Below are 24,459 nucleotides of genomic sequence, written 5' to 3'. Positions count from 1 at the left end.
GTTAACACCTGAAGGCTGTCGGCACAAATGCCTTCTCAGACACATATGTCGCGCCAATCTCATCTAGAGGATTCTACGGTGGACAGCCCCGGTCACGGTGCGGTCACTGTGGAATTGCCACGATTCACTCAGTCCGGTCACACATATGAGGCAACGGGCCGATAGTGAATTTCTTACGATCGGAATAGGGAGGGGAACTTATGAAAAGAGCGCTACCCTATCGGGCTTCATGACGTCCTGAATGCAGTGGTCTGGGCGCAAGTAACGCATTTGAGTTGGACTGCCCTCTGACCCCCAAACTTCACGCGGATTGAACGGAGTCCCGTTTAATTCCTCACAGATCCTTCGCACCCATCGCAGTGCGTTGCTTGTACCGTCCCGTCTCGTGCGGGCTGGGCAGTGACCTATTGCCCTGATGCGTGAGGGTTCCAGCTGCAAGGAGTGTTCATGCCGAGATTTCGATTGCTGCTGCTGAGTGCGGCACTGCTGACGGCCTGCGGTGGGCCGGGCACGCCGCACACCACACCGCCGCCCGGCCCGTCCCCGACACCCGCGCCCTCTCCAGCGCCCGCCAAGCAGTCGCGGCCCTTCCGGGTGACGATCATGGGCCTGGGGTCGGGTTCGCCTACAGCGCAGGTCACGCGGCCCGGCCTGAGCACGCAGGCGCTGAACGGACTGGATCAGGTGGAGATCGGGGACGTGCAGGTGCGCGCCACGACCGACTTGGTGCCGCCGGGGCAGACGCGCACGGCGGGCGCGCGGTACGTGTTCGTGACGCTAGCCGTCAAGAACAACGCCTACGGGAACGTGCCGAACCTGACGGTAATCCCGACGGGCCTGGACACGAACACCGCCCAGTCGGCGTTCACGGACCTGCAACGCTACCCCGGACTGCCAGCGTACTCGGCGGCCGAGGCGCAGACGCTAGCGCTGAGTATCCACCCGGCCAGTCCGGTCACGCAGGACCCCCTGACGCTGCAACCGTCCCTGCTGCCCGGCGAGGAGGACACCCTGCAACTGTTCGACGAGTCCGAGGTGTCACTGCTGGGCATCGCGAACGGTTTCGGCGGCGAGAACCTGCCGTACGGGTTCGTGGCGCACAACCGGAGCAGCCGCACCATTCCGGGGTCCGACGGAACGAATCCGGGCATGGGGACGGTCACGCTGGGCTTCCGGGTACCGCTGCAGGCGCAGGCGAAGGATGACCTGTACAGCCTGAGCGGCTGGTTCACGTTCGCGCAGGACACCGTCACGAGCGCGACCGAATCCCTGGAAGCGCAGCTGCCGGGCAACCGCGCGGCGTTTGACCGGATGCTGTCGCAACTGTTCCCGCAGGGGCAGCAACAGCAGGTGCGGGTGTTACCCGGAACAAATCGGCGAACCTACTTCAATCCATATAGCTACTCCAATGTGAATGTGCGGCCGGTGTGCGGCGTGCGCCTGGGCGGCACATCCGCGAACCCCACAGGCCTGATGCTGAACAGCCCGGCCGTGTTCGCGCCGGACGGCCCGCGCCTGGATCGGTACTCGCCGCTGTCGCTGGCGCTGTGCCGCACGAACCTGCTGGACGACACGTCGGTGGACGGCGTGACGGTCGTGAATCACTGGTCGCAGAATGCCCCGTCGCGCGGCACACCGACCGTGGCGGGCAACCGCGTGACCGTGCCGGTCTGGACGGACAGCAACGGGAATCAAAATGGCGGCTTCACCTCTGGTCAGACGGTGGACGTAACGCTGACCGCTGGCGTGACTGCCGGGGGGCAACCCGCGCCGGGCCTGCCGTTCGTGTACCGCACCCGCGTGCAGACCGCACCCGCCAGCGGCACGTATGCCGATAGCTACAGCTCCCAGGTCTACGATCCCACCAACAGTCAACAGCTGACCAACCTCTCCGCGATTGCCCTGGCAGACCTCAGCGGTGCGGGGTATGGAGGCAATTACACGCTGATCACCAGTCGCGCCGCGAACAGACTGTGGCTGGCATCCGGCAGCGTCTATACCGTCGGCACGGCTCCCAGTGACGTGGGAACCGGCGACCTGAACGGCGACGGGCAGCTGGACGCCTTCACCAGCAACGCGGGCAGCGGGGATGTCTCGGTCCTGCTGGGCAACGGGGACGGCACGCTGCAACCCGCCACGAGTGTCGCGGTGGGGGCCGGGCCGGAAAGTATCGACCGGGCCGACCTGAACGGCGACGGGCAGCTGGACCTGATCACCGCCAACCGCACGGCCAACACCGTGTCGGTGCTGCTGAACAGCGGCGGCACCTTCAGCGCGCAGCCTGCGGTCAGCATGGGCGCGCAGCCGTCCGATGCGGTCACGGCAGACGTGAACGGCGACGGGCGCATGGACCTGCTGGTCGCCGCGACCGGCGGGAACGCCGTGAACGTGCGCCTGGGCGCCGGGAACGGCACCTTCAGCGCGGCCGCCGACATCCCGGTCACGGCCCCGATCCGCGTGGCGAGCGGGGACTTCAATAACGACGGGCGTGAGGACGTGGCGGCCCTGAGCAGCGCCGGGGTGCACGTGGCGCTGGGGAACGGGGACGGCGCCTTCGCCGCGCCGACCACCCTGAGCGTGGGCAGCGACCCGCGCGACCTGCTGGTCGGGGACACGAACGGGGACGGCTGGCTGGACGTGCTAACCGCCGATCACGGCAGCAGTTCCCTGAGCGTGCTGCTGGGCGGCGCAGGTGGTTTCACCGCGCAGGCTCCCATGCCGCTGACGAAGGCTCCGAACCGACTGGCTCAGCTTGGAGGCTATTACTACTACGGCAATCGCCTGACCCCCTTCACGCTCGGCGACGACACGTACACGCAACTCACCCCCCAGTGACCACCGCAGTGACCGGCCCCCACCAGGGCAAAGGACCATGCATGAAACGACCCCTTCCGTTCCTGCTGACCACGGCGCTGCTGCTCGGCGCATGTGCTCAGCCCGCCCACACCAGTACTCCCCCACCGCCCACCGCCAGCAACCCCGGCGGTCCCGTGACGCCCGCCGGGGCAGCGTTCACGCTGCGCTTCAGCGGGCTGGGCACCCCGGACTTCGCAGCCAGCATTGAGCCCACGCTGGGTGCTCAGGCCCTGACCAGCGAGCAGGGTAACGTGACGCCCGTACGGGTCGTCTCGCGCGGCACCATGGACGTCCTGCCCGCAGCGGGCCGCCCCCGCACCGAGGGCTACCGGTACATCTACGCGGTCGTGTCGGTCACCAGTCCGGGCGCGCTGGAGAACGTGTCGTTCCTGGGCGTGCGGACGCCCGGCACGCTGCCCGCCGCCACGCACGACACGGCCATCAGCACCTTCGTGCGGGCGCCCGGCGGGGCCGCGTACACGGCCGCCGAACTGGACGCCCTGGCGCTGAGCGTGCGGCCCGCGCAGGCCAGCGCCCTGAACACGGGCACCCTGCGTGTTCACACCATTCCCGGCAGTGACGACAGCGTGCAGTTCCTGCCGGAAGACGAACTGACCTTCACGCCGCCCGGTTTCGTGGGTCTGCTCCCATACGGGTTCACGGTCATGAATCCGCAGGGGGGCCGCACGCTGGCGACCGGCACGGAAGCGAACCGCATGATCGTCGGGATGCGCCTGCCCCTGCAGGCCACCCCGCAGGACGACCCGTACGGGTTTGCGTTCACGGCCGTGCCCGTGCGCGACAGCACCCGCCGCGTGACGCAGACGCCCGAGGGACTGCGCAGCGGCAACAGCCTGAACGTGCGGCAACTGGCCGCCAGCCTGAACGCCACGTTGCAGGTGCAGCCGTTCAGCCCCGTGCCGGGCGACCCCATGTGCAGCGTGCGTAGCGCAGGCAGCGCCGCCGCGCCCACCGGCCTGGTGTTCACCGCGCCGCCCCTGGCCGTGCCGGGCGCGAACGGGCACGCGGTAGGCCTCACCGACACCCTGACCGCCCGTTTCTGCGGCGTGACCCTGGACTCCGCCAGCGCGCAGGCGACCAGCGTCAGCGTGCGCCCCAGCCAGAGTGCCCCGGCGGCCAGCACGCCCAGCGCCAGCGGCGACCGCCTGCTGATTCCCGCCCGGACCGGCGGGTACCACGCGGGCGAACAGGTCGAGGTGACGCTGCACAACACCCTGACAGCCGGGGGGAGCGCCGCGCCGGGAACGCCGTTCGTGTTCTCGTTCCGCGCCGCGACCGCGCCCGCCACCGCGACCTTCACCGCGCAGACCGAACGGGCTGCTGGGCAGGACGTGCGCGACCTGCTGACCGCCGACGTGAACGAGGACGGCAAACTGGACGCAATCAGTACCGACAGCAGCGCCAACACCGTCAGCGTGTTCCTCGGGAACGGCGACGGCACCCTGCAGGCCCGCACCGCGTACACCGCCGGAACAGGCCAGGCCCCGACCGACCTGGCGGCCGCCGACCTGAACGGCGACGGGCGACTGGACCTGACTGTGCGCCGCAACGACAGCACGCTGGGCATCCTGATCAACAAGGGCCTGGGCAAGTTCAACCCCATGACCAGCCTGGAGATTGAAGCAGGTGTGACGGACCTCAGCGGGTACACCCTGAAGGACGTGAACGGCGACGGGAAGCCCGATCTGGTTGCCTGGATACGCGACGCCAGTTACGCCAACTACGGTCTGCGCACACGCCTGGGGAACGGGGACGGCACGTTCGCACCTGCCATCGATGCCCTGCCCAATCTGATCAACCCGCTGTACTACTACGCCAGTAACTCAGCGCCTCCACTGGCCGACCTGAACCACGACGGTCGCCTGGACTTCGCGGCGTCTTCAGACCGGCTGTACGTCATGTCCGGCAACGGCGACGGAACGTTCGCCGCAGAGGTGGCCGCCACTGGGCCAGCAAATCTGTACTACTCCGATCTGATCCCAGCGGATGTCAACGAGGACGGGCACGTGGACCTGTACTCGCGTCAAACCTACACGCTGCTGCTCGGCAACGGGCAACTGGGCTTCACGGTCACGCAGCTGGACTCCGGCGGCTCCGCCCTGGCAGATCTGGACGGCGACGGGCACCTGGACCTGATCAACAGCGGACAACTGATGCGGGGCTTCGGGAACGGCACCTTCGACCGCACGCCAGCCAACACGAACTTCTACAGCGGTTACACCACTCCTCAGAACAAGGCCCTCGGGGATTTCAACGGAGACGGCAAGCTTGACGGTCTCAACAACTACTACTCCTACACCCTGAACAGCCCCACCGTATCGGTCGCCCTCAACCAGTAAGCCTCTCCTCTCTCTGCATGTACAGGAGCGCACCATGAAACGAACGGCACTGATCATCACCGCCCTGCTGGGCCTGTCCGCCGCCGCCCACGCGCAGGAAGTCATTCCCACGCCCGTCGGCATGACCCTGACCTCCGCCGACGAAGGCAAGATCGTGATCGTCCGCAACGGGCAACTGGTCCTGATCGACCCGCGCACCGCGCCCGAACTGAAAGTCATCCAGGGGCCAGCCGGTCCTGCTGGTCCCGCCGGTCCGAAGGGTGATACGGGCGCAGCCGGTCCCGCTGGACCTGCGGGAGCCAAGGGCGACACCGGCGCCGCAGGGGCCGCCGGACCCGCAGGCGCGAAAGGTGAGGTCGGCGCGACTGGTCCTGCCGGAGCTAAAGGTGACAAGGGCGACACCGGCGCCGCAGGTGCTGCCGGACCCGCAGGCGCGAAAGGTGAGGTCGGCGCGACTGGTCCTGCCGGAGCTAAAGGTGACAAAGGCGACACCGGCGCCGCAGGTGCTGCCGGACCCGCAGGTGCGAAAGGCGACATCGGTCCCGCTGGTCCTGCCGGAGCTAAAGGTGACAAAGGCGACACCGGCGCCGCAGGTGCTGCCGGACCCGCAGGCGCGAAAGGTGACATCGGTCCCGCTGGTCCTGCCGGAGCTAAAGGCGACAAGGGCGACACCGGCGCCGCAGGTGCTGCCGGACCCGCAGGCGCGAAAGGTGAGGTCGGCGCGACTGGCCCTATCGGCCTGACGGGACCGGCCGGACCGCAGGGCGTGAAAGGCGACAAGGGTGAAGTCGGCGCCGTTGGCCCCATCGGCCTGACTGGTCCCGCTGGTCCCATCGGTCCGCAGGGCATCAAGGGCGAGGTCGGCGCGGTCGGGCCTCAAGGGCCCATCGGCCTGACCGGCCCCGCTGGTCCCATCGGACCGCAGGGCATCAAGGGTGAAGTCGGCGCGGTCGGCCCGATCGGTCTGACTGGTCCTGCTGGTCCTATCGGTCCGCAGGGCATCAAGGGCGAGGTCGGCGCGGTCGGACCCGCCGGGGCAACCGGACCTGCCGGGGAGAAGGGTGACGCCGGACCTCAAGGGCCGCAGGGCGTAAAGGGTGAGGTCGGCGCGACCGGCCCGATCGGCCAGACGGGACCGGCCGGGCCGCAGGGCGTGAAGGGCGACAAGGGTGACACCGGATCGGTGGGACCGGCCGGGGCGACCGGACCTGCCGGGGAGAAGGGTGACGCCGGACCTCAGGGGCCGCAGGGCGCGAAGGGGGACAAGGGCGACAAGGGCGATACCGGCCCGACCGGCCCGCAGGGGCCGCAGGGACCCCAGGGACCTCAGGGGCCGGCTGGCCCGTCCGTGATTCCGCTGACGGAACGCCGTGAGCAGGAGATGACCGGCCTGATCTGAACCCACGTCCGGTCACGAACAGAGGACCGCACGCTCCGGCTGGAGGTGCGGTCCTCTGCCCTGTCAGCGCAGGACCCGTGATCGGCAGTAGCTGACCGTGCTATTTCAGGTGGGTTACTTCAGGGTGCGCAGCGCGTCCCGCATGATCTCCAGGCCCGTCGCCGCTTCCTCACGCGTGAGGATCAGGGGCGGGCTGATGCGGATGACGGCCTCGCCGCAGTCGAGGTTCAGCAGGCCGCGTTCGAACATCGCCATGCTGGCCGCGTCACGCAGCTTCCCGTCGGGGCTGCCGTCGGGCTTGATGAACTCGATGCCGATGAACATGCCCGCGCCGCGCACGTCCCCGATGAACGGGAATTCCACCTGCATGGCCTTCAGTTCGGCCATGATGAACTCACCGACCTGCGCGGCGTTCTCCATCAGGCTGTCGCCGCAGCCGGGGTGCTTGACGACGCCTTCCAGCAGGTCCAGCGTCGCGTGCGCCGCCGCCGCCGCCACGGGGTTCCCGCCGTACGTGCTGCCGTGCGACCCGACCGGCCACGTCATCACGCTCTCCTTGGCCAGCATCGCGCTGATCGGCATGCCGGACGCGATGCCCTTGGCGACCGTGATGATGTCCGGCTGGCAGTTCATGCCGTTCTGCCCGTCGAAGTGCTGGAAGGAGTACATCTTCCCGCTGCGGCCCATCCCGGCCTGCACCTCGTCGAAGATCAGCATGATGCCGTGCCGGTCGCACAGTGAGCGCAGCTTCGGCAGGAAATCGGCCGGCGGCACGATGTACCCGCCCTCGCCCTGCATCGGCTCGATGATGATCGCCGCCACCTCGTCCGCCGGAATGATCGTCTGGAACAGCCCCTCGATGTGATCGATCACGGCCTGACCGCACGTCCCGGCCGTCGCGCCCAGCGGCGGACGGAACGGGTTCGGGTACGGCACGTGCGACACGTTCGGCAGCAGCGGCCCGAACCCCCGCTTGTACTTCGTCTTGCTGCCCGTCAGCGTGATCGCCCCATACGTCCTCCCGTGGAACGACCCGATGGTGCTGATGATGTGCGACCGCCCCGTGTGATTCCGGGCCAGTTTCACGGCCGCCTCGACCGCCTCCGCGCCGCTGTTCCCGAAGAACACCCGCCACTTCTCACCGGGCTTCTCCACGTGCCTGACCATGCGCTCGGCGAGGCTGGTCGTGATCTCCTGCGGGTAGTCGGTGAGGCACACGTGCGTGAACCGCGTGACCTGCTCCTGCACGGCCCGCACCACATGCGGATGCGCGTGCCCGGTCGTGCTGACCGCAATCCCCGCGAAGAAATCCAGCATGGTGTTACCGTCCACGTCGGTCAGCCACACGCCCTCACCGTGATCCGGCACGAACGGATAAGGCCGCATGTACGAGGTCGAGAGGTGCTGCGAGTCGCGCTCCATGATCGCGGCGGTCTTCGGGCCGGGGAGCGAGGTCTTGAGTTCGGGTTGGCGGGGTTTAGGAAGGATAGTCATAGGAGTTCTCCTGGGGGAGGGACGGCAGAGTCGCGGACGACCCCTCCGCCCCTTCGGGGCACCTCCCCTCAAGGGGAGGCGTGATTTCTGGCTCCCCTTGAGGGGGAGCTGGCCGCCCAGCGGACTGGCTGGTATCCCTGCGAAGCAGGGGGGTCGCCTTTCGCTCAGTCGCCGCTGACGGGTTGCGCGGCCTGCACCATGCCGTCGGGCGCGGTGTCGGTCACGGTCACGTCCAGGCCGATGCCGTGGGCGGCCCATTTGTCTTCGCGGCTGTTGAGGCGGTGTTTGGTCGCGCCGGGGCGGTTGCGGCTTTCGCTGAATTCTTTGGGTTCGATGCTGATGCGTTCGCCTTCCATCAGGCCGTAGATGCCGCTCTGGCCGGGTTCCTTGCGTTGCCACTCCTGGGGCACGAGCATGTCGGGGCCGGTGTAGTCGGTGGGTTCGCTGTACGCGGCGATGTAGCCCTCGAAGTTCCGCAGGATGAGTTTTTCGGGGCTGTGGCTCAGGACGTAGTTGGGGGCGACGGGGATCTTGCCGCCGCCGCCGGGTGCGTCGACGACGTAGGTGGGCACCGAGTAGCCGCTGGTGTGACCGCGCAGGCTTTCCATGATTTCCAGGCCCTTGCTGACGGTGGTGCGCAGGTGCCCGGCGCCGTGGACGAGGTCGCACTGGTAGATGTAGTAGGGGCGGACGCGGATCTTGACGAGTTCCCGCACGAGCTTCTGCATGATGACGGGGTGGTCGTTCACGCCGCGCAGCAGGACGCTCTGGTTGCCCAGCGGCACGCCGGCGCGCGTCAGGCGGTCGCAGGCGTCGGCGACTTCCGGGGTGATCTCGCGGGGGTGGTTGACGTGGATGTTCATCCAGACGGGGTGGTTCTCGGCCAGCACGTCGCAGAGTTCCTGCGTGACGCGCATGGGCATGAACACGGGCACGCGGGTGCCGATGCGGATGATCTCGATGTGCTCGATCTTGCGGAGTTCCGCGAGCAGGCGGCCCAGGACTTTCGGGGCGAGCGTGAGGGGGTCGCCGCCGCTGAGGAGCACGTCGCGCACCTGGGGGGTGTTGCGCAGGTAGTTGAGTTGCGCCTCGTACTCGGCGGGCTTGAAGGTCTCGCTGGGGTCGCCGACGATGCGGCTGCGGGTGCAGTAGCGGCAGTAGCTGGCGCACTGGGTGGTGACCAGCATCAGCACCCGGTCCGGGTAGCGGTGCACGAGGCCGGGCACGGGGCTGTGCTTGTCCTCGGCGAGGCTGTCTTCCATCATGCTGGTGAACGGTTCCAGCTCGTGGTGCGTGGGGATCACCTGTCGCCGCACGGGGCAGGTGGGGTCCGTGGGGTGCATCAGGGACGCGAAGTACGGCGTGATATCCAGGCGGAAGATGCCCTTGGCGCTGGCGCCCTGGCGTTCACTGTCGGTCAGGCGGATGACCGATTCGAGTTCCTCGACGGTGTTGATGCGGTTCTTGAGCTGCCATTTCCAGTCGTACCACTGTTCGTCGGGCACGTCGGCCCAGCGGGGCGCGCGGTGGTTGCGGGGAAGCATGGTCTGGCTGTCGGTGGTAGCGTTCGGGTGAATGGGCATGGCAGCCTCCGGGGTGCTGGGGGGCGAAACGTGAATTGGGTGCCCGCCTATTGTCCTCGCCGGGCGACCCACTTTGGAATGCGCGCGCACCCCGCCTGCGGGCTGGTTTTGCCCACACAAAACTCTCAAACGCCACCCTCGACCTTCCAAATGCTAGGCTGGGGGTATGAGACAGTCCGGCGGCCACCTCGACCCCCTCGATCACAGCATCCTTCAGGAACTTCAGACCGACTCGCGCCTCAGCATGCGCGAACTCGGCCGCCGCGTCGGCCTCAGCGCCCCCGCCGTCACCGAGCGGGTCCGCCGCCTCGAGGACGCCGGCGTGATCCTCGGCTACGGCGTGCGCGTCGCCAGCAAACCCCTGGGCCGCACCATCACCGCGTTCATCGGCGTGCAGGACTCGGGGCGCAACGACCCCACCCTGGTCCGCTGGGCCACCAAACACGACGGCGTGCTGGAATGCCACAGCGTCACCGGCGACAACTCCTGCATCCTGAAAGTCGCCGTGCCGGACGTGGGCGCCCTGGAAAACATGCTGACCGAACTGATCAACATGGGCTTCACCTGCGACACCAGCATCGTCCTGAGCACCCCACTGGAAGGCAAACTGCTGCTGCCGCCCCGGTAAACGCCGGCCGCCGGGTAAGCTATTCCCATGCTGCCTGAATTGCGGGATCTGTTCGTGCGGGATCTGGAGAAGCTGACGCTGGAGCTGGAGGCGTACCCGGACGAGGCGTCGGTGTGGGCCGTGCCGGACGGCGTGACCAATTCGGGTGGGACGCTGGCGCTGCACCTGATCGGGAACCTGTCGCAGTTCGTGGGCGCGGATCTGGGGGGCGTGGCGTTCGTGCGGGACCGCCCGGCGGAGTTCGCGCGGCGGGACGTGCCGCGCGCCGAGTTGATCGCGGGTGTGCGGGGGGTATCGACGCTGGTGGCGGGTACGCTGGACGGCCTGGACCCGGCCCGGCTGGACGCGTCGCACCCGGCGCAACTGCCGGGCTTTCCAGAGGGCATGACCACCCGCTTTTTCCTGATTCACCTGTACGGGCACCTGAACTGGCACCTGGGGCAGGTGAACTACCACCGCCGACTGCTGTAACGGTCAGCGGCAGTCGGCGGTGGCGGTCGGCTCAGCGGCGGGTGTAGGTGGCGTAGCGTTCCAGGGTGCTCCAGCCGGCGCCGCTGCTCATGACCTCGCGGGCCAGTTCCACCCCGGCGCGGATGGAGTCGGCGGCGCCCGCCGTGCGCAGGGCCGCCCCGGCGTTCAGCGCCACGATGTCCCGCTGGGCGGGCGTGCCGCCGCCGGTCAGCAGGGCGCGGGTGATCTCCGCGTTCTCGGCGGGCGTGCCGCCCACGATCGCCTCTCTGGGGTGCAGGTCCACGCCGACCTCCTCGGGGTGCAGGGTCCGGTCGATGATCTGGCCGTCCCGCAGGCCGGAGACGGTGTTCACGCCGCTCACCGTGAACTCGTCCAGGCCGTCGCCGTACACGACGGTCGCACCGCCCGCGCCCAGCAGGCGCAGCACCTCGGCCAGCGTGCGCGTCAGCTCGGGTTTGAACACGCCCACCACGAGGTGCGTGGCGCCGGCCGGGTTACTGAGTGGCCCCAGGATGTTGAACACCGTCCTGGCCGCCAGGTCCGACCGGACGGCCGCCGCGTGTCGCAGGGCCGGGTGGTAGTTGCGGGCGAACATGAATCCGATCCCCAGGGTGTTCACGGCGTCCGCCACGACCTCCGGGGGGGCGTCCAGGTTCACGCCCAGCGCCTCGAGCACGTCGGCACTGCCGGCGCGGCTGCTCGCGGCGCGGTTGCCGTGCTTGGCGACCGGCACGCCCGCGCCCGCCACCACGAATGCCGTCGTGGTGCTGATGTTGAAGGTGTGCGCACCGTCGCCGCCGGTGCCGACCACGTCCAGCAGTACCGGGCGGGGCGTGACGTTCACGCGCACCGCGTTCTCCCGCATGGCCTGCGCGAAGCCCGCGATCTCCTCGGGCGTCTCGCCGCGTACCCGCAGGGCCGCCAGGGCCGCCGCGAGCCGCACGCCGCTCATGTCGCCCTCCATGACCTCGCGCATGAACGCCGCCGCGTCCCCCTGCGAGAGCCGCTCGCCGTTCATCAGTCTGGCGTGAATCATGCGCCCGCCTCCCCCACCCGCGCGGCCCGCGCCGCCTGGAAGGCCCGCACCTCCGCCAGGAAATTCCGGATCATCTCCATGCCGTCCTCCGTGGCGATGCTCTCCGGGTGGAACTGCACGCCGAACACCGGGAATTCACGGTGCCGCAGCGCCATCACGACCTCCTCGTCCGGGTCGGTCGTCCAGGCGGTCGCCACCAGTTCCGGCGGCAGGTCCCGCACCACCAGCGAGTGGTACCGCGTGACCGTCACCCCGTCCCGCAGGCCCGCGAACAGCCCGGACCCGTCATGCCGGACCGGGCTGGTCTTTCCGTGGACCGGCAGGATCGCCCGGCCCACCTGCGCCCCGAACGCCTCCCCGATACTCTGGTGGCCCAGGCACACGCCCAGCGTCGGCACGCTCGGCCCCAGCTCGCGGATCACGGCCACGCTCTGTCCCGCCTGGGTGGGCGTGCACGGCCCCGGCGACACCACGATCGCGTCCGGATTCAGGGCCCGCACCTCGTCCAGCGTGAACGCGTCGTTGCGCCACACGGTCAGGTCCGCGCCCAGTTCGCCGAAATACTGCACGAGGTTGTACGTGAACGAGTCGTAATTGTCGATCAGCAGGATGCGGGGGGTGGGTTGTGGGCTGTGGGGGGTGGTCATCGTGATTGTCCTTTCATGCGCGCAGAGCGGGTGTCCGGGTGGGCGACGGCGCTGGAGATTCGGCACTGGAGATTCGGCGGGTCGGGACGGTCAGCGCCTGAACGGCAGGGCCGGGCGGTGGGCTGCCGGGCGTGGCCGACCCACTCCCGACCGTGCATTCACAGACCGCCCGCCGCGAGTTCGACGGCGCGCATGAGGGCGGCGGCCTTGTTGCGGGTTTCGAGTTCCTCGCTGGCGGGGTCGCTGTCGGCGACGACGCCCGCGCCGGCCTGGATGTGAACCTGACCGCCCGTGATGACCATGGTGCGCAGGGTGAGGGCCATGTCCATGCTGCCGTCGTGGGCGATGTAGCCGAAAGATCCGCCGTAGGGGCCTCGGCGGGTGGGTTCGAGTTCGTCGATGATTTCCATGGCGCGGATCTTGGGGGCGCCGCTGACGGTGCCCATGGGTTGCACGCTGGCCAGCGCGTGCAGGGGCGTCTGGTCGTCCCGGAGGGTGCCGGTGACGCTGGAGACGATGTGCATGACGTGGCTGTAGCGTTCGATGGTGAAGGCGTCGTGCACGCGGACGCTTCCGTAGCGGCTGACCTTTCCGAGGTCGTTGCGGCCCAGGTCGACGAGCATGAGGTGTTCGGCGCGTTCCTTCTCGTCGGCCAGGAGTTCGGCGGCCTGCGCGTTGTCGTGTTCGGGGGTGGTGCCGCGCGTGCGGGTGCCGGCGATGGGGCGGGTGGTGACCGCGTGGCCGTCGCTGGCCAGCAGGCTCTCGGGGCTGCTGGCGACCAGCGTGACCGGCCCGAGTTGCAGGTACCCGAGGTACGGGCTGGGATTCACGCGGCGCAGCGCGCGGTACAGCGCGAAGGGGTGCAGGTCGCCCAGGGGCGCGCTGAAGCGCTGGCTGGGCACGACCTGGAAGATGTCTCCGGCGCGGATGTACTCCAGGGCGCGGTTCACGGCGTCGCGGTAGGTGTCGGGCGTGAAGTTGCTGGTGAAGGTGGGGGCGGGCGTGGGATTCTGGCCGGGCACGTAGGGCAGCGGGCCGCGCAGGCGCTGCACGAGCGCGGCGACCTCGGCGTCGGCGTCGACCTGCTGTGGAGCGGTCGCGACGGCGATCAGGCGGTGCTTGAGGTGGTCGAAGATGACCATGCCGCGCGGCGCGATGAAGCACGCGTCGGGCACGCCCAGTTCGTCGGGGTTGCTGTCGGGCAGGGTCTCGTACGCGCGGATCAGGTCGTACGCGGCGTACCCGACCGCCCCGCCGATCAGGGCGGGCAGCCCGGCCGGGACGGGGGCGGGGCGGGTGGCGGCGGCGTACAGGTGCGCGAGGGGATCGGGCACGGGGCCGTCGTGCGTGCCGAAGGTGCCGCTGCTGGTGACGTGCGTGCCGCGTGCCTCGAAGCGGCCCTGTTCGCCCACGCCGATGAACGAGTACCGGCCGAGTTTCTCGCCGGCCTCGACGCTCTCGAGCAGGAAGGCGACGGGTTCGCCCTGCGCGGCTTTCAGGTACGCGGTGACGGGCGTGTCGAGGTCGGCGTTCAGTTCCTGCGTGGCGACGGCCAGCGGGGCGCGGCTGGCCTGGGCTGTGGGGGGTGGGGTGCGCTGCGTCATGGGTCTCCTGTGGGCGGGGCATGAAAAAACGCCCGGGTGGGAAGTTCCACCTGGGCGCGTCCGGTCAGGGTACGGCGGGATCAGACCCAGGCGAGACTGGGCCACCACCACGCACCGTGAACGGTCATACCGGGCAGGATAGCGCGCGGCGGGCGGGGTGAGTGGGCGTGTCTACACAGTGCGCCGGCACGGCGCGGCTGCACGGTGCTGCACGGTGCGGGCGGGCGGGCGGGGGCGTCATACGGATTCCGTTTGTTTCGCCAACAATCCGGAACTTCACCGGATTGCCGGCTCCACGTCCGGAACCCGTTTTGCTCCAACTCGCTTCGCTCGGACCCAGCGGGCTTTGCAGCCCATTCAATCGGAGTCCGTATCATGGGGTCAGGGCCATCTCGCCCTCGGGTTCGTCTTCCAGCGGCGCGAACAGACGGTCCAGGTCGGCGGAGGTGAGCTGCGTCGCGTCACTCAGGCCCCCGTCGAGGATGCCGCGCGCCAGACTGGCCTTGCGCGCCTGGAGATCCAGGATGCGTTCCTCGACGCTGCCCGCCGCGATCAGCTTGTACACGAACACCGGTTTGTCCTGCCCGATGCGGTAGGCGCGGTCGGTGGCCTGTTCCTCGGCGGCCGGGTTCCACCAGGGGTCGTAGTGGATGACCGTGTCGGCCGCCGTGAGGTTCAGACCCACCCCCCCGGCCTTCAGGGTGATCAGGAACACGTGCGTCCGGCCGCTCTGGAAGGCGTCGATCTGACTCTGGCGGTCCTGGGTGCTGCCGGTGATCATGGAGTACGGGATGCGCTGCTCGCGCAGCCAGTCCTCGAGGTGGCCCAGCAGCGTGGCGAACCCGCTGAAGATCAGGACGCGGCGGCCCTCCTCGACCATCTGCGGCAGGTGCGTGCTGAGCCACTCGAATTTCGCGTTGCCTTCCACGCTGCGCGCCGCGTCCAGTTTCACGAGGCGCGGGTCGGTGACCGCCTGCCGGAGTTTCAGCAGGGCGTCCAGAATGGCGATGGTGCTGCGCGACAGGCCGCGCGCACGCAGCTCCTCGCGCACGCGGGTCTCGGTGGTCACGCGCACCGTCTCGTACAGGTCACGCTGATCGCCGTCCAGCGTGACGCGCACCGGGATCTCGGTCTTGGGCGGCAGTTCGCGCGCCACGTCCCGTTTCTCGCGGCGCAGGATGAACGGCCGGACCCGCGCGGCCAGGGCCTGACGGCGGCCCGCCTCGCCGCGTTTCTCGATGGGCGTGCGGTACAGCTCCCGGAAGGTCTTCTCGTCGTGCAGCAGGCCCGGCGCCAGGAAGTTGAACTGCGACCACAGCTCGCCCAGGTGGTTCTCCAGCGGCGTGCCGGTCAGCGCCAGGCGGTGGCGGGCATTCAGCGCCCCGGCGGCCTTGGCGGCGGCCGTGCGGGCGTTCTTGATGTTCTGCGCCTCGTCCAGGATCACCAGGTGGTACTCGAAGGCCCCCAGGTCATCGATGTCGCGCGGCAGCAGCGGGTACGTCGTCAGGATCAGGTCGTAACCGGGAATGCGCGGAAAGTGCGCGCGGCGGTCCTTGCCGTGCAGGGTCAGGACCCGCAGGTCCGGCGCGAACTTCGCCGCCTCCGCCTGCCAGTTCCCGATGACGCTGGTGGGCGCCACGACCAGACTGGGCCGGTCGGCGCGGCCGGATTCCTTCTCCAGCAGCAGGTGCGCCAGGGTTTGCACGGTCTTTCCCAGCCCCATGTCGTCGGCGAGGATGCCGCCCATGCCGTACTCGCGCAGGAATTGCAGCCAGGAGACGCCCTGACGCTGGTAGGGGCGCAGGTCGGCGTTCAGTCCGGCGGGGGGCGTGACGTCCTGCACGCCGCTGAAGTCGCGGAGTTTCCGGCCGAGTTCCAGCAGGCGTTCGGCGCCCAGCCAGCGGGCCTGCACGGCCTCTTCGAGTTGCGCGACGCGGGCGGCGTCCAGCAGCGGCAGGCGCAGCGGGCCGGGTGGCAGGTCGCGCAGGTTCAGTTCGACCAGCACGCCCAGGATCGCGCGGATGCGGCCGGCGGGCAGCGCGATGCGGCGGCCGTCGTCGAGGGTGGCGTGCAGCGTCTCGTCGTCTGCGAGGTCGGCCAGCGCCTCGGGCGTGAACAGGCCCGGCTGCCGGGCAATCAGGTCGGCCAGGATGGGGATCAGGCTGATGCGGGTGCCGTCCACGACGATCCCGAGGTCCAGCGTGAACCAGCCGCCGAAGGCGTCGTTCGTCTCGCCGTACCAGTCGGTGATCTCGGCGTAGTTCAGGGGGAAGTCCGGCAGGACCTGCACGGCCACGCCCTGCGCTTCGAGGTCGGCGCGGCCGTGACGCATGAACTCCATCCAGGCGTCCTCGTCGCCGAGGCTCAGCAGGGCGTCCCGGTCGGGCGCGGTGAGGTGGTACCCGTCTCCGAGGGCTTCCTCGATCAGCATGAAGCCGGCCAGGGCGACGGCGTGTTCCGCGTCGCGTTCGGCGTCCCGGTCGCGGGCCACGCGGGTCAGGACGCCGTCGCGGTACACGGTGGGACCGGCGCTGCCTTCCAGATGGGTGTCCGGGACGGTCAGGCCCGCGTAGGCGTGGCGCAGTTGCGCGGCGGGCAGCGTCACGGTTTCCGGGCGGGCGGCCCAGCCGTGGCGGGCCGCGGTGCGGGCCGTGAGTTGCAGTTGCGGGGTGTACGGCAGGCGTTCCTCGCGCACCCGGACGGTCTGCGGGATGGGGAGGTTCAGCCCCGAAGCCGTGATGGCGTGTGCCAGGGCGACGGCCTGCGCGGGCGGCAGGACCGGCCCGGTCAGGAACCGCGCGACCTGATCGGGCGGCGAGTCGGTCTGCACGCGGCTCAGCAGGGTCTGCCCGCCCGGCGCGGGGGTCTGCACCGCCCAGGGGCGCGGGGTGGGCAGCACGGTCGCGCCGGGGGCGTCGGGCAGGTGCAGGGTGGGGGCCTGCGCGCCGCGCGCGTCGGACATCCACGCGAGGTGCCCGTGCAGGTCCGGGCCGCGCGTGAGGGCCGCGTCCGGACGTTCCCAGCACAGGCGGCCGGATTCGAGCATGCTCTCGATCAGCAGGTCGGCGGCCGGGTGGTCGCCCAGGACGTGCAGTTCGTCCTGCCAGCGGCCGGGTTCGTGCGTGGCGGTCGTGGCGACGTCCAGCAGGCGCAGCAGGTGCGTGTCGCGCCGCACGAAGGCCGGGGCGCTCGCGAGGTTGCGGGGCAGCGAGTACCGTTCGGCGGCCGACAGGTCCGGCTGCTCGGCGCGCAGCGGCACGCGCGTCAGTTGTACGGCCACGCGGCGCGTGCCGCCGACGCTGGTGCCGGGCGGCAGGAACCGCAGCACGTACCGCAACTCGAACTGCCGGCCACGGGCGGCCGAGCGGGTCTCCGTGAACGACGCCAGCCACTGCTGCGTGCGGGCGTCCAGGGGTTCCTCGGTGGTCGAGTCGTCCGGCGCCGCCTCGGTCTGCGCGGGGCGGGGGCCGTCGGGCGGGTCGGTCGCCAGGACGAGCGCCGCCACGTGCCGGCAGCGGTAGCGGCCGCAGGTGCAGCTGCTGCCGCGCAGTTGCGGGTCCGGGGGGGGCAGCAGGTCCACGGTGGCGTGGTAGGCCTGCCCGGCGTCCATGACGGTCGCCTCGGCGTGCCAGCCCGCGTCGGTCCAGTGGCGCGTGACGTTCTGCACGCTCTCCTCCCGCAGCGCGAGGCCCTGCGCGGCCGTGTCGAGCGCGAAGCCCGGCGGCAGGCGGCTGAGTTTCACGCGGTCACCCGGCCGTCCGCGTGGACGCGCCATGCAGGCGTCCGGCCGGTCGAGCGGGACGGGAAGGACGGAACGCCAGTAACAAACACGCCCTGGAGTCTAGCGCGCCGCTGCCCTGAACGAAGCTGCACACCGACACGAAAGGACGTGCCTGCCGCCGGGCGGATATGGCCCACTGCCTCCCCTCGGCGGCCCGTTGCCTGCGGCCCTCAGCTTTCGAACTTGCTGAGAACCTGCTCGGTGCGGGCACTCTTGACGCGGTTGACGAGACGTTCGTACTCGTGTTTGTCGCGCAGGCTCTTACTGAGGGTCAGGGTGCTGGCGGTCAGGAACAGAGTACCCATGTACAGGTAGCCCTTGACCCACCAGTCGACGGGAATGAAGAAGATGCCCAGCAGCATCAGGCTGATGCTGACCAGGAACGCGATCCAGATGAAACTGAGCCACGCGGGGGAATCACCGACGAGATCGGGGGTGTTGAACTGCGTCATGGTTGGAACCTCCTGTGATGGTCGCGGCCGGGAACTGCGGAGTCGCTGCGGCGGTCACTGCTGCGGATTCTGCCCCGGGCGGACCGTGCCGCGCCGCGCAGTTGCCCTTGCGCCGGTCTGGCCGGGCGTGCTAGTGACCTGCCGCCCAGTTCTGCCCGGTCCACTCCAGCATAGGAGTGGGACAGACGTCCCACGCCGGCTTCTGAACGCACTCCAGAAAAACGCAACCGGCGCTGTCCTGAACGGAAAAAAGGCCGCCCCGGACTGAGGGCAGCCTCGCCGTGAGTGCCTGAGCGGGCCGCGTCAGGCGCGCGTGGCTTCCGGGTACTCGAAGCGGGCGCCCAGCTCTTCCAGATGCCGGAAGAACAGCGGGTAACTCTTGCGGATGTGGTGCGCGCCCGTGATGCGGATCGGCGCGGCCGCACTCAGGCCCAGGATGGTCAGCAGCATGATCATGCGGTGATCTCCGTGCCCGTCCGCCGTGACGCCCCCGGCCAGCGCAGACGTGCCCGTGACCGTCAGGCTGTCCTGCGTTTCACCCACCGTCAGGCCCAGCCGCTCCAGCTCACGGCGCGTGTCGCTGATGCGGTCACATTCCTTCAGGCGCAGCGTGTACACGTTCTCCCAGGTGGTCGTGCCGCCCGCCAGCGCCGCCGCCGCCGTCAGCGCCTGCACGGCGTCCGTGAAGCCGTCCCCGTCGCGCACCACGCCCTGCAGGGGCCGCCCGCCCCACACGGTCAGCACGTCCCCGTCCCGCACGATGTCCGCGCCCATCTCGCGCAGCACAGCCACCGCCTCCCGCTCGCCCTGAAGGTCCTGCTCACGCAGGTTCGACAGGCGCACCTCGCCGGGCCGCGTGACCGCCGCCGCCAGGATCGCCGCGCTCCCCGGGTAATCCCCCGGCACCAGCACCCGCCCCGCCCGGAACGCCTGCCCACCCGGAATCGAGATGCGGCTCAGGTCCTCACTCGCCGACGCCCGCACCCCGAACGCCGCCAGGGTATCCAGCGTCTGCCGCAGCGGCGCGTGACTCTTGATCTCGCCCGTCAGGCGCAACTCCAGCCCGTCCGGGAGGAGTGGCCCCAGGAACATCAGCGCGCTGGCGTACTGACTGCTGCGCTCCGCACTGACCTCCACCACCCCGCCCCGCACCGGCCCCGAGATGGACACCGGGAACATCCCATCCCGGCTCTGCACCCGCGCCCCCAGCCGCGACAGCGCCTCCAGCAGATCCCCCTGCGGCCGCCGCCCCAGCGAATCCGGGTAATCCGTCACGAACTCCGTCCCGGTCGTCAGGGCCGCCACGCCCATCAGGAACCGCGCCACCGCCCCCGCATTCCCCGGATTCAGCGTCACACCCGAGCGCGGACTGCTCCCGAACCCACGGATCACCGCGTCCCCACCCACCAGCTCCACGCCCGCACCCCAGTCCCCCAGGCACCGCAGCATCGCCCCGGCATCCTCACTGGTCGCCACACCCACCACCCGCGACTCCCCCTCCGCCAGCGCCGCCGCCAGCAGATACCGCGTCGTGTAATTCTTACTCGGCTGCGCCCGCAACTCGCCCCGCAGCTCAGGCGCAGGATGCACGATCACGTCAAACTTCTCCGGCAGGCCATCAACACTCATGGGGCCAGCGTAGCCCGCACACCCCCACGGCGCCGGGCCGCTGTACAGGAAGGGGCGCGGGTGGTGGGAAGGAAGGCTGCTGCGCAGGACCCCTCAGTCAGCTTCGCTGACAGCTCCCCTCAAGGGGAGCCTTGAACCACTGCTTCTGCCGAAGCGAAAAAAGTAGAACCTCACGGCACGCACCAGGACACCCAGCCACTCTGTTGTCACGGCAACCCGGCCCGTCGTGCGCGCAGCGCGCGGGGCGAACGGCGCGAGAGCGAAGGATGGCGTGTGAGACGTGGCCGTCCCCGCCGATGACCCGCCAAGCAGGCCAGAGAAATACCTGCCCAGTGCCAACGCAGGCTCCCCCGTCCCCCCTGGGGATGGGGGCTGGGGGGTGGGGCAGCCCGCCGCAGGCGCAGACCAGCAACCGTTACAACTCCCAGATCACCCCCCCCGCAATCAGCCCCGCGCCCGTGCCGACCAGCAGCGCCGTGTCCCCCTCATTCAGCCGCCCGGCTTCGAGTGCCTGATGCAGGGTGAGGGGGAGGCTGGCGGCGATGACGTTCCCGAGGGTGCGCAGGGTGACTTCGACCTGTTCTTCGGGCCAGCCGTAGCGGCGCATGAGGTCGAGGCCCGCCTGGCTGGCCTGATGCGGGATGACGCGGGTGATGGCGGGCAGGCCGTGACTCAAGCCGGGGCGGAGGCGTTCGAGGAAGGGGGGGACGACGCGGCTGGCGAGTTTCAGGACTTGCAGGCCCTGCATGTCGAAGGTGAAGTCGGTGGGTGTGGTGCCGGGGTGGCTGGGGTGCCGGAGGGTGCCGCCGCCGGTGATGCGGGTGTGGTCGGCTCCGGCGGGGTGGGTTTCGGTGCGGGTGGCGTGCACGCCCTGGCCGGGGCGGGTGGGGGGGCCGAGGAGGACGGCGGCGGCCCCGTCTCCGATCAGCAGGGTGCTCTCGGGCTGGTGGGGGTTCAGGCCGACGCTGCCGCCCTCACTGCTGATGATCAGGACGTGCCGCGCCTGCCCGGTGTGGATGAGCAGGGCGGCGTGCTGGAGGGCCAGCAGGAAGCTGAGGCAGGTGCCGTGCAGCGAGTAGGTGGCCTTGCCGTGCAGGCCGAGTTCGCGGGCGTACAGGGCGGCGCCGTCGGGGATGGGTTGCAGCTGGCTGCCGCTGGCGTTCAGGAGGACGTCCACGTCGCCGATCTCCAGGCCCGCGCGGTTCAGGGCTTCGCGGGCGGCCTGCGTGCCGAGGGTCAGGGCGGTCTCGGTGCCGGACAGCCAGCGGCGCTCGTGGACGCCGGTGCGTTTGATGGCGGTGGCTTCGGGCACGCCGCAGAGCCGGGCGACCTCGGCGGTGGGGACGCGTCGTTCGGGGAGGGCCTGCGCGGTGGCGAGGAGGCGCACGCCGAGGACGGGGTCGGGTGGGTTCATGCGGGCCTCCAGCTGCGGGTGACGCGGCGGCGTTTCGTGCCGGGCGGGGGCGGTTCGAGGGGTCGGGTGTCGAGGGTGAGGCGCCCTGGGTCGGCGTGGCTGCGGCGCAGGGCGTCCCGGACGGCGCTCAGGGCGTGCGCCTGCGTGTCAGGTGTGTGCGGGTCGAGGTGCAGTGTCAGCCGGGCGGGGCCGGTCTGGTCGGCGCGGTACTCGCGCAGGCCCGGCACGGCGGCCAGGGCGCCGCGCAGGAAGTCCGGCCAGACGGTCACGCTCTCCCCTGCCGCGCCGGGCAGGTGCAGGGCGTCGTCCTGGCGGCCCGCGATGCTGTGAATGCGACGCGCGGCCTGCCCGCAGGGACACGGGTCAGGGTGCAGGCGCAGGGCGTCGTCGAGGCGGTGGCGGATGAACGGCTGCGCGCGGCGGCGCAGGTCGGTGATGACGGGGCGGTGCAGGCCACCCCCCAATGATTCGAGGTCGAAGTGGACGTGCGCCTCGTTCAGGTGCAGCGATCCGTGCGGGCACGGCAGGGCCAGCAGGCCCTCGGTGGCCTGATAGACCTGCACGACGTCACCCCAGCTCCGCAGGGCGGCCTCGTCGTCGGGGTCGAGGACTTCCGCGACGCTGATCACGCGGGCATTCAGCCGGATGCCGGTGCGGTGCAGGGCACGCAGCACGCCGGGCGGCCCGACGATCAGGGTGGGCGCGTAGGACTGGGCCTCGGCGGCCAGTTCGGGGAGGGGGCGCAGCAGGTCGAAGAAGCGGAAGTCTAGCCGTCCGCGCCCGACGCTGCGGTACAGGGGGCTGTCGGCGCGCAGGAAGAACGCCACCCGTTGCGGACGCAGCAGGCCCCACAGTCCGCCGGGCAGCAGGTGGCGCAGGACGGTCCCGGCCCAGCGGGCCTGCTCGGCGCGGCTGACCAGAAAGACGCCCTGGGTGCCGCTCGTGCCGGTGGACAGGCCGACCGTGACCGGCCCGGCGGGTGTGGCGAGGGTCGGGGTGAAGTCGCGGGTGCGTTCCGCCTGCCGCCCGACCGCCAGCGCGCGGTCCAGCGTGACATCGACGGTGTTCAGCGTGTCGAACGTGGCGAGCATGGCGGCCTTGTCGGTGGGGGGCAGGTCGCGCCAGCGGCTCAGGGGGAGTCCGGCGGCGCGGAAGCGGGCAGCGACGGCGGGGCTGTGCGCGGCCACCCAGCGCAGGTGTCCGTGCGCGAGGCGCTCCTGGTGGCGGTCCAGCGCCGCGCGCGAGCGGAAGGTCAGGCGGGCGTCGTCCAGCGCGCCCAGCAGGGTCAGGACGGCGCTCAAGTCCAGCCCTCGGGCGCGTCGTGGCTGACGTGCAGCCGCGCACCGGGATTGGCGTGCAGGAAGGCGCGCAGGGCGGCGCCGCTGGTGGCCTCCAGGGCGGGGTCGTGGAACGCCACGCGGGCCAGCGGGTGCACGGGGCGTTCCTCGCGGCCCGCGCGGACGCTCCAGGCGGCGTCGGCGGCCAGGACGGTCAGGCCCGCGTCCTCCTGAGCCAGGAGGCCCACCATGCCCGGCGCGTGACCGGGAAGTGGCACGGCGCGCAGCAGGCCGTCCCCGAACACGTCGGCGACCTCCGGGAAGGGGTGCAGGTCGTCCCCGGCGCCTCCGAAGTCCAGCCACGCGCAGCGGTCCTCGAAGTCGTCAGGAAGGAGTTCCGGCAGGTACGCGCGCCGCACCGCCCGCACACCCCGCAGCGCCCGCAGGGGCTCCCAGGCGCGGCGATCCAGGTGAAAGGTCGCGTGCGGGAAGTCGCGCAGCCCGCCCACGTGATCGGCGTGCAGGTGCGAGACGATCACGTGCTGCACCTCCTCCGGGGGGAAGCCCAGGACGCGCAGTTGCTCGCGCGCCGAGTCGTGCGGGCCGAACTGCACGGGGGTGATCAGGCCGTAGATCACGCCCGGCCAGCGGCGCATGGCGGTCACGACGTCCGCGCCGTAGCCGGTGTCGAACAGCACCGGGCCGCGCGTGGGGTGCAGGATCAGCGTGAAGCCCGCCGGGTACGCCTGCACCCGCCACGGGGCGCCGCGCTCGGTGATCGCCGCGAGGTTCAGGCACGATCCGGCCCGCAGGGGAATGACCCGGACGCTCACGCCGTCCCTCCGCGCAGTCCGGCGAACACGTCCGCGAAGCCCTGCTCTGGCGTGACGACCGGCGCGTAGCCCAGCCGCTCGCGGGCGCGGGTCAGGTCCAGCGTCATGGGCCGCGTCAGCAGGCGCACACCGCTGGCGGTCAAGGGCGGCTCGGGCTGCGCGGGGTGCAGGCGCGCGCCGAGTTCCAGCGCCGCCGCGAGCCCCTCCAGCAGCCGCGCGGGCACGCGCCGCGTCGGTCTGGGGACGCCCAGCGTGTCGGCCAGCCGGTCCAGCGTCGCCCACAGCGGGATGGCCTGCCCGTCGGTGATGTTGAACACGCCGGGCGCGGGGCGGGCCAGTGCCAGCGTGATCGCGTGCGTGACGTTGCGCACGTCGGTCAGGTCCGTCCAGACCTCGCTGCCCGTCAGGCGGGGCAGGCGGCCCGCGCGCAGCGCCGCCGCCAGCCGGGGCACGATGCTGGTGTCCCCCACGCCATAAATGCCGCGTGGGCGCAGCACCGTCGCGTCGGGCAGCGCCGCCCGCACCGCCTGTTCGGCCTGCCACTTGCTGCGGGCGTACAGGCTGTCGAAGCGCGGGCCGACCAGGGTGTCCTCGCGCACCTGATCGGTCACTCCGGTGGCGTTGTACACGCTGGGCGTGCTGACATGCACCAGCCGCACGCCGCGCCGCGCGCACGCCCGGGCCAGCGCGGCGCTGGGGGTCACGTTGTCCGCGTGGAAGTCCGCCGCGTGCCCCCACAGGGTCGAGCGGGCCGCCGCGTGCACCACGCCATCCACACCGTCCAGCAGGGTGTCCCAGTCCGCGCCGCGCAGGTCGGCCGCCACGAAACGCACACCGTCCGCCTCCAGCGCCGCGCCCCGCGCCCCGTCCCGGCCCAGGCCCGTCACGGCGTGCCCGGCCCGCGCGAGTTCACGGGCCGTCACCCCACCCAGGAACCCGGTCGCGCCCGTCACCAGAATGTTCATCGCCCGTGATTATGGACGCCCGGCCCGCCC

General features: G+C 70.5%; 17 protein-coding genes. 5 read left to right on the top strand and 12 right to left on the bottom strand.

The annotated features are described in order from the left end of the window. Positions 1-447: 447 nt before the first annotated feature. The 3 genes from BXU09_RS10385 to BXU09_RS21910 are packed head-to-tail and all read left to right on the top strand — an operon-like array spanning position 448 to position 6,615. On the top strand, positions 448-2,835 hold the full coding sequence (locus tag BXU09_RS10385) for a VCBS repeat-containing protein (RefSeq protein WP_078302272.1): 2,388 nt from the start codon (positions 448-450) through the stop codon (positions 2,833-2,835). Between the two features lie 41 nt (positions 2,836-2,876). Next, a complete protein-coding gene (locus BXU09_RS10380) occupies positions 2,877-5,216 on the top strand; it encodes a VCBS repeat-containing protein (protein ID WP_078302271.1) in 2,340 nt (779 codons plus the stop codon). Positions 5,217-5,250: 34 nt separating this feature from the next. After that, entirely contained in the window at positions 5,251-6,615 is a 1,365-nt protein-coding gene (locus BXU09_RS21910; RefSeq protein ID WP_078302269.1) for a collagen-like protein, read from the top strand. Positions 6,616-6,729: 114 nt separating this feature from the next. Here BXU09_RS21910 and BXU09_RS10370 read toward each other — a convergent pair whose 3' ends face one another. Both BXU09_RS10370 and ablA read right to left on the bottom strand, forming a co-directional pair. Next, positions 6,730-8,109, bottom strand: a complete 1,380-nt coding sequence (locus BXU09_RS10370; protein WP_078302267.1) for an acetyl ornithine aminotransferase family protein — start codon at positions 8,107-8,109, stop codon at positions 6,730-6,732. Between the two features lie 164 nt (positions 8,110-8,273). Continuing rightward, the gene (gene ablA, locus BXU09_RS10365; RefSeq protein WP_078302266.1) at positions 8,274-9,692 is read right to left on the bottom strand and encodes a lysine 2,3-aminomutase; all 1,419 of its coding nucleotides are present in this window, start codon (positions 9,690-9,692) and stop codon (positions 8,274-8,276) included. 166 nt (positions 9,693-9,858) lie between these two features. On the opposite strand from ablA, the gene BXU09_RS10360 reads away from it, so the two are divergent. Beyond that, positions 9,859-10,320, top strand: a complete 462-nt coding sequence (locus BXU09_RS10360) for an Lrp/AsnC family transcriptional regulator (RefSeq protein ID WP_055362353.1) — start codon at positions 9,859-9,861, stop codon at positions 10,318-10,320. A gap of 27 nt (positions 10,321-10,347) precedes the next feature. Next, on the top strand, positions 10,348-10,791 hold the full coding sequence (locus BXU09_RS10355) for a DinB family protein (RefSeq protein WP_078302264.1): 444 nt from the start codon (positions 10,348-10,350) through the stop codon (positions 10,789-10,791). 31 nt (positions 10,792-10,822) lie between these two features. On the opposite strand, the gene trpD is transcribed toward BXU09_RS10355, so the two are convergent. The 10 genes from trpD to BXU09_RS10305 all read right to left on the bottom strand — a co-directional run bounded on the left by trpD (position 10,823) and on the right by BXU09_RS10305 (position 24,429). Beyond that, entirely contained in the window at positions 10,823-11,827 is a 1,005-nt protein-coding gene (trpD, locus tag BXU09_RS10350) for an anthranilate phosphoribosyltransferase (RefSeq protein ID WP_078302262.1), read from the bottom strand. Next, a complete protein-coding gene (locus BXU09_RS10345; RefSeq protein ID WP_078302261.1) occupies positions 11,824-12,474 on the bottom strand; it encodes an aminodeoxychorismate/anthranilate synthase component II in 651 nt (216 codons plus the stop codon). The genes trpD and BXU09_RS10345 overlap by 4 nt, the downstream gene beginning before the upstream one ends. A 158-nt stretch (positions 12,475-12,632) precedes the next feature. Next, positions 12,633-14,078, bottom strand: a complete 1,446-nt coding sequence (gene trpE, locus BXU09_RS10340) for an anthranilate synthase component I (protein WP_078302259.1) — start codon at positions 14,076-14,078, stop codon at positions 12,633-12,635. A gap of 373 nt (positions 14,079-14,451) precedes the next feature. Then, positions 14,452-17,820, bottom strand: coding sequence for a DEAD/DEAH box helicase (locus tag BXU09_RS10335; protein WP_078304941.1), 3,369 nt, complete (start codon positions 17,818-17,820; stop codon positions 14,452-14,454). Positions 17,821-18,029: 209 nt separating this feature from the next. Then, entirely contained in the window at positions 18,030-18,311 is a 282-nt protein-coding gene (locus BXU09_RS10330) for a YiaA/YiaB family inner membrane protein (protein WP_055362347.1), read from the bottom strand. Between the two features lie 303 nt (positions 18,312-18,614). Further along, complete coding sequence (gene aroA / locus BXU09_RS10325; protein WP_078302258.1) at positions 18,615-19,940, bottom strand: 3-phosphoshikimate 1-carboxyvinyltransferase; 1,326 nt, start codon at positions 19,938-19,940, stop codon at positions 18,615-18,617. Between the two features lie 415 nt (positions 19,941-20,355). Continuing rightward, the gene (locus BXU09_RS10320) at positions 20,356-21,354 is read right to left on the bottom strand and encodes a 3-oxoacyl-[acyl-carrier-protein] synthase III C-terminal domain-containing protein (protein ID WP_078302256.1); all 999 of its coding nucleotides are present in this window, start codon (positions 21,352-21,354) and stop codon (positions 20,356-20,358) included. Further along, entirely contained in the window at positions 21,351-22,655 is a 1,305-nt protein-coding gene (locus tag BXU09_RS10315; protein WP_078302254.1) for a F390 synthetase-related protein, read from the bottom strand. The genes BXU09_RS10320 and BXU09_RS10315 overlap by 4 nt, the downstream gene beginning before the upstream one ends. Then, entirely contained in the window at positions 22,652-23,464 is an 813-nt protein-coding gene (locus BXU09_RS10310; protein ID WP_078302252.1) for an MBL fold metallo-hydrolase, read from the bottom strand. The genes BXU09_RS10315 and BXU09_RS10310 overlap by 4 nt, the downstream gene beginning before the upstream one ends. Then, positions 23,461-24,429 (bottom strand): NAD-dependent epimerase/dehydratase family protein, encoded by a 969-nt coding sequence (locus BXU09_RS10305; protein ID WP_078302251.1) that lies wholly within the window; start codon positions 24,427-24,429, stop codon positions 23,461-23,463. Before BXU09_RS10305 ends, BXU09_RS10310 begins: the two co-directional genes overlap by 4 nt. Positions 24,430-24,459: the final 30 nt, after the last annotated feature.

The sequence above is a fragment of the Deinococcus sp. LM3 genome (genome assembly GCF_002017875.1).
Classification (GTDB): Bacteria; Deinococcota; Deinococci; order Deinococcales; family Deinococcaceae; genus Deinococcus.
This window is presented reverse-complemented; position numbering and strand designations above follow the sequence as displayed.

Bases quoted from the DNA above. Each gene is read 5' to 3' on its own strand.
- BXU09_RS10385 (WP_078302272.1), top strand. From the start codon at position 448: ATGCCGAGATTTCGATTGCTGCTGCTGAGTGCGGCACTGCTGACGGCC.
- BXU09_RS10380 (WP_078302271.1), top strand. From the start codon at position 2,877: ATGAAACGACCCCTTCCGTTCCTGCTGACCACGGCGCTGCTGCTCGGC.
- BXU09_RS21910 (WP_078302269.1), top strand. From the start codon at position 5,251: ATGAAACGAACGGCACTGATCATCACCGCCCTGCTGGGCCTGTCCGCC.
- BXU09_RS10370 (WP_078302267.1), bottom strand. From the start codon at position 8,109: ATGACTATCCTTCCTAAACCCCGCCAACCCGAACTCAAGACCTCGCTC.
- ablA (WP_078302266.1), bottom strand. From the start codon at position 9,692: ATGCCCATTCACCCGAACGCTACCACCGACAGCCAGACCATGCTTCCC.
- BXU09_RS10360 (WP_055362353.1), top strand. From the start codon at position 9,859: ATGAGACAGTCCGGCGGCCACCTCGACCCCCTCGATCACAGCATCCTT.
- BXU09_RS10355 (WP_078302264.1), top strand. From the start codon at position 10,348: ATGCTGCCTGAATTGCGGGATCTGTTCGTGCGGGATCTGGAGAAGCTG.
- trpD (WP_078302262.1), bottom strand. From the start codon at position 11,827: ATGATTCACGCCAGACTGATGAACGGCGAGCGGCTCTCGCAGGGGGAC.
- BXU09_RS10345 (WP_078302261.1), bottom strand. From the start codon at position 12,474: ATGACCACCCCCCACAGCCCACAACCCACCCCCCGCATCCTGCTGATC.
- trpE (WP_078302259.1), bottom strand. From the start codon at position 14,078: ATGACGCAGCGCACCCCACCCCCCACAGCCCAGGCCAGCCGCGCCCCG.
- BXU09_RS10330 (WP_055362347.1), bottom strand. From the start codon at position 18,311: ATGACGCAGTTCAACACCCCCGATCTCGTCGGTGATTCCCCCGCGTGG.
- aroA (WP_078302258.1), bottom strand. From the start codon at position 19,940: ATGAGTGTTGATGGCCTGCCGGAGAAGTTTGACGTGATCGTGCATCCT.
- BXU09_RS10320 (WP_078302256.1), bottom strand. From the start codon at position 21,354: ATGAACCCACCCGACCCCGTCCTCGGCGTGCGCCTCCTCGCCACCGCG.
- BXU09_RS10305 (WP_078302251.1), bottom strand. From the start codon at position 24,429: ATGAACATTCTGGTGACGGGCGCGACCGGGTTCCTGGGTGGGGTGACG.